The sequence below is a fragment of the Streptomyces hirsutus genome, from assembly GCF_001418415.1.
GTDB classification, from domain to species: Bacteria; Actinomycetota; Actinomycetes; order Streptomycetales; family Streptomycetaceae; genus Streptomyces; species Streptomyces hirsutus.
This window is the reverse complement of the sequence record NZ_LIQT01000388.1, coordinates 1-7,927: the sequence shown is the minus strand read 5'-3', so window position 1 is coordinate 7,927 and position 7,927 is coordinate 1. Positions and strand designations below refer to the sequence as shown.

General features: G+C 70.4%; 9 protein-coding genes. 4 read left to right on the top strand and 5 right to left on the bottom strand.

The features are described from left to right. Positions 1 to 74 precede the first annotated feature (74 nt). Complete coding sequence (locus AOK11_RS27100) at positions 75 to 1,754, bottom strand: fumarate hydratase (RefSeq protein WP_079035111.1); 1,680 nt, start codon at positions 1,752 to 1,754, stop codon at positions 75 to 77. A 268-nt stretch (positions 1,755 to 2,022) separates the two neighbouring features. Between AOK11_RS27100 and AOK11_RS27095 the strand changes: the two genes are divergently transcribed. Both AOK11_RS27095 and AOK11_RS27090 read left to right on the top strand, forming a co-directional pair. After that, positions 2,023 to 2,718: a DUF1707 SHOCT-like domain-containing protein gene (locus tag AOK11_RS27095; protein ID WP_055596344.1), complete on the top strand. Its 696-nt coding sequence runs from the start codon at positions 2,023 to 2,025 to the stop codon at positions 2,716 to 2,718. Positions 2,719 to 2,905: 187 nt separating this feature from the next. Further along, on the top strand, positions 2,906 to 3,283 hold the full coding sequence (locus AOK11_RS27090) for a WhiB family transcriptional regulator (RefSeq protein WP_055596343.1): 378 nt from the start codon (positions 2,906 to 2,908) through the stop codon (positions 3,281 to 3,283). 171 nt (positions 3,284 to 3,454) lie between these two features. On the opposite strand, the gene glpX is transcribed toward AOK11_RS27090, so the two are convergent. Further along, positions 3,455 to 4,489, bottom strand: a complete 1,035-nt coding sequence (gene glpX / locus AOK11_RS27085; protein ID WP_055596342.1) for a class II fructose-bisphosphatase — start codon at positions 4,487 to 4,489, stop codon at positions 3,455 to 3,457. A 143-nt stretch (positions 4,490 to 4,632) separates the two neighbouring features. On the opposite strand from glpX, the gene AOK11_RS27080 reads away from it, so the two are divergent. Beyond that, the gene (locus AOK11_RS27080; RefSeq protein WP_055596341.1) at positions 4,633 to 5,142 is read left to right on the top strand and encodes a DUF4245 domain-containing protein; all 510 of its coding nucleotides are present in this window, start codon (positions 4,633 to 4,635) and stop codon (positions 5,140 to 5,142) included. Positions 5,143 to 5,248: 106 nt separating this feature from the next. Here AOK11_RS27080 and AOK11_RS27075 read toward each other — a convergent pair whose 3' ends face one another. After that, the gene (locus AOK11_RS27075) at positions 5,249 to 5,839 is read right to left on the bottom strand and encodes a malonic semialdehyde reductase (protein ID WP_055596340.1); all 591 of its coding nucleotides are present in this window, start codon (positions 5,837 to 5,839) and stop codon (positions 5,249 to 5,251) included. Between the two features lie 236 nt (positions 5,840 to 6,075). On the opposite strand from AOK11_RS27075, the gene AOK11_RS27070 reads away from it, so the two are divergent. Continuing rightward, a complete protein-coding gene (locus tag AOK11_RS27070; RefSeq protein ID WP_055596339.1) occupies positions 6,076 to 6,288 on the top strand; it encodes a DUF4287 domain-containing protein in 213 nt (70 codons plus the stop codon). 59 nt (positions 6,289 to 6,347) lie between these two features. On the opposite strand, the gene AOK11_RS27065 is transcribed toward AOK11_RS27070, so the two are convergent. Both AOK11_RS27065 and xseA read right to left on the bottom strand, forming a co-directional pair. Beyond that, positions 6,348 to 6,629, bottom strand: a complete 282-nt coding sequence (locus tag AOK11_RS27065) for an exodeoxyribonuclease VII small subunit (RefSeq protein ID WP_055596338.1) — start codon at positions 6,627 to 6,629, stop codon at positions 6,348 to 6,350. Between the two features lie 9 nt (positions 6,630 to 6,638). Beyond that, entirely contained in the window at positions 6,639 to 7,847 is a 1,209-nt protein-coding gene (gene xseA, locus AOK11_RS27060) for an exodeoxyribonuclease VII large subunit (RefSeq protein WP_055596337.1), read from the bottom strand. Positions 7,848 to 7,927: the final 80 nt, after the last annotated feature.

Here is a 7,927-nt window from a genome sequence, read left to right as displayed (position 1 = left end):
GTAGTGCCTCCCGGGGGCGGCAGGAAAAGGGGCGGCGGGAGACCGAAACCCTCAACCGCCGCCCCCGGGAGGCACTACGCCAGCCCCGGCCCCCGCACCGGAATCGACGTGAACGTCGGCTGCTGCGGCGAAGGATCCTGGAAGAAGTCGTTGCCCTTGTCGTCGACGACGACGAACGCCGGGAAGTCCTCGACCTCGATCTTCCAGACCGCCTCCATGCCGAGCTCCTCGTACTCCAGGACCTCGACCTTCTTGATGCAGTCCTGGGCGAGCCGGGCGGCCGGCCCGCCGATCGAGCCGAGATAGAAGCCGCCGTGCGCGTCGCACGCGTCGGTGACCTGCTTGCTGCGGTTGCCCTTGGCGAGCATCACCTTGGAGCCGCCGGCCGCCTGGAACTGCTCGACGTAGGAGTCCATACGGCCGGCCGTCGTCGGGCCGAAGGAGCCGGACGCGTAGCCCTCGGGGGTCTTGGCCGGACCGGCGTAGTACACCGGGTGGTCCTTGAGGTACTGCGGCATCCCCTCGCCCGCGTCCAGCCGCTCCTTGATCTTGGCGTGCGCGATGTCGCGGGCCACGACCAGCGGACCGGTGAGGGAGAGGCGGGTCTTCACCGGGTACTTGGTGAGTTCCGCGAGGATGGCGTCCATCGGCTGGTTCAGGTCGATCTGGACGACGTCGCCGTCGGACTCGAGGTGCTCGTCCGTCGTCTCCGGGAGGAACCGCGCGGGGTCCCGCTCCAGCTGCTCGAGGAAGACGCCCTCGGCGGTGATCTTCGCGACGGCCTGGCGGTCGGCGGAGCAGGAGACCGCGATCGCGACCGGGCAGGACGCGCCGTGCCGCGGCAGCCGGACCACGCGGACGTCGTGGCAGAAGTACTTGCCGCCGAACTGCGCGCCGATGCCGATCTTCTGGGTCAGCTCGAAGACCTTGTCCTCCAGTTCCTTGTCGCGGAAGCCGTGCCCCAGCGGGGAACCCTCGGTCGGGATCTCGTCGAGGTAGTGCGCCGAGGCGTACTTCGCGGTCTTCAGCGCGTACTCGGCCGACGTGCCGCCGACGACGATCGCCAGGTGGTACGGCGGACAGGCGGCCGTGCCGAGCGAACGGATCTTCTCCTCCAGGAACTTCATCATGGAGGACTCGTTCAGGACGGCCTTGGTCTCCTGGTAGAGGAAGCTCTTGTTGGCGGAGCCGCCGCCCTTGGCCATGAACAGGAACTTGTAGGCCCCGCCGTCGGTGGCGTACAGCTCGATCTGGGCGGGGAGGTTGGTGCCGGTGTTCTTCTCCTCCCACATGGTCAGGGGGGCCATCTGGGAGTAGCGCAGGTTGAGGTTCCGGTACGCGTCGTAGATGCCCCGGGACAGGGCCTCCTCGTCGCCGCCCTCGGTGAGCACGTTCTGGCCGCGCTTGCCCATGACGATCGCGGTGCCGGTGTCCTGGCACATGGGGAGCACGCCGGCCGCCGCGATGTTGGCGTTCTTCAGCAGGTCCAGGGCGACGAACTTGTCGTTGGACGACGCCTCGGGGTCGTCGATGATGCGGCGCAGCTGGGCGAGGTGGGCGGGGCGCAGGTAGTGCTGGATGTCGCGGATGGCCTCTTCGGCGAGCTTGCGCAGCGCCTGAGGCTCCACCTTGAGGAAGGTCCGTCCGTCGGCCTCGAAGGTGGAGACACCTTCGGAGGTCACCAGCCGGTAGGGGGTGGTGTCCTCTCCCATGGGGAGCAGATCGGCGTACTCGAACTCAGGCATCTCGCCCATTCCTCACTCGACAGGTGGCCGCCCGCCGACGTCGGCGGGCGCCCACCAGCGTAGGACCTGTCGCCGGGAACGAGCCTGTGAGGTTGTCCTCAGTAGCGGTCGGTCACCACCTCATGGCTTCCCGTCGGGTCGGTGGGCCTGGTGGGCTCCGGTGGGGTCGGCCGGCCCGGTGGGGGCCGTCCGGTCGGTCCGGCGGTTCCCGAGTCGTTCACGAGGAGTTCGTGACGGGGGCTAGTCGCGATCTATCGCGTTTGGGTAAGGTGCTGCCGTGGACCTTCAGAAGCACGCCCAGCCGCAGGACAGCGCACCGCGGGCCGCCGAGCTGCGCGTCTCGGACGCCGACCGCGACCGTGTCGCCGACCTGCTGCGCGAGGCCCTCGCCGAGGGCAGGCTGTCCCCCGAGGAGCACGCCGAGCGCGTCGAGGGCGTGCTGGCCGCCAAGACCGCCGGAGAGCTCGAGGTGTTCGTCCGGGACCTGCCGGGAGCCCACCAGCGGCGCTCGGCCCATGTCTCGGCGCCCAGCCGGCCCACCGCGGGCGCCATCCCGATGGACCCCGACGACAACGTGGTGGCGGTCTTCAGCGCCGCCACCCGCAAGGGTCGCTGGCGGGCCGGCCGCCGCATCCATGTGTACGCGGTCTTCGGCAATGTCGAGATAGACCTCAGCGAGGCGGTCTTCGAGCACCAGCAGGTCGTGATCAAGGCCTTCTCGGTCTTCGGCAACGTCGAGGTCCGCGTCCCGGAGAACGTGTCGCTGCGCGGCATGGGCGGTGGCGTCCTCGGCAACTTCGAGGTGGCCTCGCTGGACTCCGAGGACCCCGAGGCCCCGGTGGTCTACGTGGACGGCTGGGCGGTGCTGGGCAATATCGAGGCGCGGCCCAAGCGGGGCAAGCTGGTGGCGGACATCCTCGACCGGGTGCAGCGCTCCGTGGACAAGGGTGTGCGCAAGCGCCAGGACCGTTGACGCCCGTGAAGCGGGGCGGACGGAGGCGCTGGAGCGGAGGCGTTCCGTCCGTGCGGCGCGGAGGCGGCGTGGGCCGAATTCCGTTGCCGGAAGCGGCGGTTCGGGACTCAGTGCATAGGCGCACGCACAGCGGGTAAGCCTTGCTGCATCGTCTCTCGCTCGCGAAGCCGTCGTCAGGAGTAGACCCGTGCCGCAACCGCCGCATTCGTCCCTGCAGGTAGCTGCCGTTCCGGCCCAGCGGGTGCCGACGCGAGACAGGGACCAGGACGCGCCCTGGCACACCGAGGCGGTGTGCCGGCGCGACGAGGCAGGACTGTTCTTCGCCCCGTCGAAGGAACCCACGGCCGCCAGGCTCTCCCGCGAGGAGGCCGCCAAGCGGGTCTGCGCCCGCTGTCCGGTGATGGTCGAGTGCAGGGAGCACGCCCTGCTCCAGCCCGAGCCCTACGGCGTCTGGGGCGGCCTGACCGCCGCCGAGCGCCGTGTGGTCCTGGCCCGGCGCCGCCGCCGGGACGTGGAACTCCAGAAGGCGGCCCGCACCGGCGGTCCCATAGCGGCAGCAGGCTGACCGGTCCCGGAACCTGGCGCGAGGAGTGTTCCCGCCCCCGGGACGACCCACCGGGGCGCGGGGAACCACGCGACCGGCCACAACGGACCGCACCGTTCGACGAGGCTCCTGGCGACCCACGGACCGCACACCCGTGGGCCGCCCGCACGGCCTCCGGCGAACCCGGCGGAGCTACTTCGCCCGGTCGAAATCCACCGCACTGTACGCGCGCAGCTTGCTCAGCCGGTGCTCGGAGTCGATCCGCCGCACCGTGCCCGACTTGGACCGCATCACGATGGAGTCGGTCGTGGCGGTCTCGGACCGGTACCGCACCCCGCGCAGCAGCTCGCCGTCGGTGATGCCGGTGGCCACGAAGAACACGTTGTCGCCGGTGACGAGGTCGGCGTCGGTCAGCACCCGGTCGAGATCGTGCCCCGCGTCGATCGCGCGCTGCCGCTCCGCGTCGTCCTGCGGCCACAGCTTGCCCTGGAGGGTGCCGCCGAGGCACTTCACGGCACAGGCCGAGATGATGCCCTCGGGGGTGCCGCCGATGCCGAGCAGCAGGTCGATGCCGGTGCCCTCGCGCAGGGCGAGGATCGAGCCGGCCACGTCACCGTCGGAGATCAGCTTGATGCGCGCCCCGGTCTCCCGGATCTCCTTGATGATGCCCTCGTGCCGGGGCCGGTCGAGGATCACCACCGTGACGTCCTCGGGGGTGACCCGCTTGGCCTTGGCGACCCGGCGGATGTTCACGGCCACCGGTGCGTCGATGTCGACGAAGTCGGCGGCCTCGGGCCCCGTGACCAGCTTGTCCATGTAGAACACGGCCGAGGGGTCGAACATCGAGCCGCGTTCGGCGGCGGCCAGTACGGCGATCGCGTTGGTCATGCCCTTGGCGGTCAGCGTGGTGCCGTCGATGGGGTCGACGGCGATGTCGCACTCGGGCCCGGTCCCGTCGCCCACGCGCTCCCCGTTGAAGAGCATCGGGGCCTCGTCCTTCTCGCCCTCGCCGATGACGACGACGCCGTTCATCGAGACGGTGGAGACGAGGGTGCGCATGGCGCGTACCGCGGCACCGTCGGCGCCGTTCTTGTCGCCGCGCCCGACCCAGCGCCCGGCGGCCATCGCGGCGGCCTCGGTGACCCGCACGAGTTCCAGGGCGAGGTTGCGGTCGGGAGCTTCCGAGGGCACATCGAGTTCGGACGGCAATTGATGGTGTTCGGTCATCGGAGCGCACCTTTCTGTACGACGACGGCCGGATGAGGGTGTTGCGCCTGACTCTAGCGCCGGACTGACAAAATGAGCAGGGGCCCCCACGGATGAGCGGGCCGGGCACCTGCGACGATGGGGGCGTGGCAGGAACGAACAGCATGCAGAAGTCGGCTCGGGACATGATTCTTTCCCTGAGCCTCATCTTGCTCGCCGCGGGAGTGATCTGGCTGTTCATCCCGCACGACGACGGCGAGCCCGACCTCAAGCGGGTCGACTACCGCGTCGACCTGCTCACCGCGCGCCGCGCCGCCACCTATCCGGTGGCCGCGCCCGAGGGTCTGTCCGAGGCATGGAAGCCCACCTCCGTCCGTTTCCAGGGCGAGGAGTTCGATTCCTGGCACCTCGGCTACCGAGCCCCCGACGGGGAGTACGTGGCGGTCGAGCAGTCGACTCAGAAGCCGGTGGTCTTCATCGAGGGCGAGACCCAGGGCGCGGAGAAGACCGGGAAGACGCAGCAGATCGACGGAAAGACCTGGACCCGGTACGAGGGCGATCGGTACGACGCGCTGGTGCTCGAGGAGGAGGGTTCGACCACCGTGGTGACGGGCACGGCGTCCTTCGCCCGGCTGACGGAGATGGCCGAGGCTCTGCGCACCGCATCCGACTGACCGGTTCGCGACGACCGGGTGCGCGAGGACCGGCATACGGCAGACATACGGCAGGGCCCCCGACACCAACGTGTCGGGGGCCCTGCCGTATGCCGCGAAGCGACGATCAGACGGTGGTGACGACCTGGCCGTACTCCAGGCGCGGGCCGCGCGGGAACCAGGCGTCCGGGCCGGGGCGGCCGATGTTGACGACCACCAGCGGCGTGTGGTCGTCGTCGAGGAACTCCTTGCGGATGCCCTCGAAGTTGCAGCCAGTCATCGGGCCGGCGGCCAGACCGGCGGCACGCACGCCGATGATGAAGTACGCGGCCTGCAGGGCGGCGTTCAGGGAAGCCTGGCCCTCGCGCATCGAGCGGTCGCCGGCGAACATGTCCTTGGCCCCGGGGAAGTGCGGGAAGAGGTGCGGCAGCTCCTCGTGGAACTCGTTGTCCGCGGAGAGGATCGCGACCAGCGGGGCGGTGGCCGTCTTGGCCGCGTTGCCCTCCGCCATGTGCTGGACGAGGCGCTCGCGGGCCTCGGGGGAGCGGACCAGGGTGACGCGCAGCGGCGAATTGTTCATGGAGGTCGGGCCGTACTTGACCAGGTCGTAGATCGCCTGAACCTGCTCGTCGGTCACCGGCTCGTCGGTGAACGTGTTGGCGGTGCGCGCCTCACGGAAGAGCAGGTCCTGGGCAGCGGAGTCAAGAACGAGAGACATGCGTGAACTTTCTAGGGGGAGCATCGGTCCCGCGCGGTCGGCGCGAAACCCTTGATGAGGAAACGGTACGACAGGGAAGTTCAAAGTTCAACAAAAAGCGGAATGCGGTGACCTGCTTCACAAGGAAACCCTTCCGGGGTGATGCACGCCACAGCGACACGGCGAACACTTCGCCGGCCGTCCGCGGTCTGGGAGGGCAGTACGCCGCCGCTTACCTGGGATGGGACCAACCTGATATGACCGACACCCTCAAGGGCCCCGTCAGCTACTTCCCGTCGATCGAGAAGAAGTACGGCCGTCCGATCGCGGAGTGGAAGGAGCTGATCCGCTCCTCGCCGCTCGTCAAGCACATGGAGCTGGTCTCCTGGCTCAAGACCGAGCACGGCCTGGGCCACGGTCATGCGAACGCCCTCGTCGCCCACACGCTGGCCGAGGACAAAGCGAAGTAGCCCGGCCCGCCCCGGCGGTCCCGCCCCGGCGGGCCGGGCGCGGGTGAGCCGGCGGCGGGCTACGGCTTCCCGCCCTCGCCCTCCGCCCGTCCCGCTTCAGCGGTCTCCTCCGCGAGTGCCGCGTCCAGCCGGGCCCGTGCCCCGTCCAGCCGGCTCCGGCACACCTTGGCCAGCTCCTCGCCCCGCTCCCACAGCGCGAGCGACTCCTCCAGCGTCGTACCGCCCGTCTCCAGGCGGCGTACGACCTCGATCAGCTCGTCCCGCGCCTGCTCGTACCCGAGAGCCTCGGCCGCGGCCTCCGCCTGCCCCGTCTGCTCCGCCTGCTCCGTCTTGCTGGTCATCCGCCCACCCTACGTATCGACTCGGACACTGAACTCACCCTCGGACACCCGTGCCCGCAACACCTCACCGGTCTCCACCTCGCCCGGATCACGCACGGCGTGTCCGTCGGCCCGCTGCAGCACGGCGTACCCGCGCTTGAGCGTCGCGGCGGGGGAGAGGGCCACCACGCGCGCGTGCGTGTGCGTCAGCTCGGAGTCGGTCCGGTCCAGTTGGTGCCGCAGGGAGCGCCGGGCCCGGTCGAGCAGCGCGGTGACCTCCTCGGCCCGCCCGTCGATCATCCGGTGCGGTGCCTCCATCGAGGGCCGGGCCAGCGCCTGCGCCAGCCCCCGCTCCTCCCGGTCGACGAACGCCTGGACGCAGCGGCGCGCACGGTCGCGCAGCAGCCGCACCCGCTCGTACTCCTCGCCCACGTCCGGGACGACCCTCTTGGCGGCGTCCGTCGGGGTGGAGGCCCGTACGTCGGCGACATGGTCCAGGAGCGGGTTGTCCGGCTCGTGCCCGATCGCGGAGACGACCGGCGTCCGGCAGTCCGCCACCGTCCGCACCAGCTGCTCGTCGGAGAACGGCAGCAGGTCCTCCACGCTGCCCCCGCCCCGCGCCACGACGATCACGTCCACCTCGTCGACCGCGTCCAGTTCCTTCACGGCCTGGACGACCTGCGGCACCGCGTGCACGCCCTGCACGGCGACGTTGCGCACCTCGAAGCGGACGGCGGGCCAGCGGCGTCGGGCATTCTCCAGCACGTCCCGCTCGGCGGCCGAGGCACGTCCGCACACCAGCCCGATCAGCCGCGGCAGGAACGGCAGCGGCTTCTTCCGCTCGGGGGCGAAAAGGCCCTCCCGCGCGAGGGATTTCTTCAGCTGCTCGAGACGCGCGAGCAGCTCCCCGACCCCGACCGGCCTGATCTCGGCGGCCCGCAGCGACAGCTGCCCGCGCGGGGCGTACCACTCGGGCTTGCAGTGCACCACGACCCGCGCGCCCTCGCTGACGACGTCGGCGACGGCGTCGAACACCTGCCGGTAGCAGGTCACGCCGACGGAGATGTCGTACGAGGCGTCCCGCAGCGTCATGAACACCACCCCGGCGCCCGGCCGCCGCGACAGCTGGGTGATCTGCCCCTCGACCCACACCGCGCCGAGCCGGTCGATCCACCCCCCGATGAGCCGGGACACCTCACCGACCGGGATGGGCGCTTCCGCAGACGTGTTGACAGCCATGTCGCGAGACTAGTCCGAGCCGCCGACATCACAGGCCACCACCGGGCGGCCCCGTGCCCGTCCACCGCCTGCCCGTACAG

Bases quoted from the DNA above. Each gene is read 5' to 3' on its own strand.
- AOK11_RS27100 (WP_079035111.1), bottom strand. From the start codon at position 1,754: ATGGGCGAGATGCCTGAGTTCGAGTACGCCGATCTGCTCCCCATGGGA.
- glpX (WP_055596342.1), bottom strand. From the start codon at position 4,489: ATGACCGAACACCATCAATTGCCGTCCGAACTCGATGTGCCCTCGGAA.
- AOK11_RS27080 (WP_055596341.1), top strand. From the start codon at position 4,633: ATGCAGAAGTCGGCTCGGGACATGATTCTTTCCCTGAGCCTCATCTTG.
- AOK11_RS27075 (WP_055596340.1), bottom strand. From the start codon at position 5,839: ATGTCTCTCGTTCTTGACTCCGCTGCCCAGGACCTGCTCTTCCGTGAG.
- AOK11_RS27070 (WP_055596339.1), top strand. From the start codon at position 6,076: ATGACCGACACCCTCAAGGGCCCCGTCAGCTACTTCCCGTCGATCGAG.
- AOK11_RS27065 (WP_055596338.1), bottom strand. From the start codon at position 6,629: ATGACCAGCAAGACGGAGCAGGCGGAGCAGACGGGGCAGGCGGAGGCC.
- xseA (WP_055596337.1), bottom strand. From the start codon at position 7,847: ATGGCTGTCAACACGTCTGCGGAAGCGCCCATCCCGGTCGGTGAGGTG.